General features: G+C 68.2%; 1 protein-coding gene. It reads left to right on the forward strand.

All coding sequences use genetic code 11. The annotated features are described in order from the left end of the window. Positions 1 to 31: 31 nt before the first annotated feature. Positions 32 to 318: aminopeptidase P family N-terminal domain-containing protein (locus EN824_RS34150; RefSeq protein ID WP_245521086.1), on the forward strand; the 287-nt coding region annotated here is incomplete at its 3' end.

Raw genomic sequence — 318 nt, forward strand, 5'->3', positions numbered from 1 at the left:
TCCCGAGCGGCTGGCCAGTTTGCGCAGCGCGATGGCGCGCGCAGGTGTCGCTGCTTACCTGGTGCCCTCCGCGGATCCGCACTTGTCCGAATATCTGCCGGGGCGCTGGCAGGGGCGGGAATGGCTCTCCGGTTTCACCGGCTCGGCGGGCACGCTCGTCGTCACCGCGGACTTCGCGGGCGTCTGGACAGACAGCCGCTACTGGGAGCAAGCCAACGCGCAACTGGCCGGCAGCGGTGTTCAGCTGATGAAAATTACGGGCTGCCAGCAAACCGCCCCGCATTTCGACTGGCTCGCCGAGAACGTGGCGCCTGGCGG

The organism is Mesorhizobium sp. M8A.F.Ca.ET.181.01.1.1 (genome assembly GCF_004792025.1).
GTDB lineage: Bacteria > Pseudomonadota > Alphaproteobacteria > Rhizobiales > Rhizobiaceae > Mesorhizobium.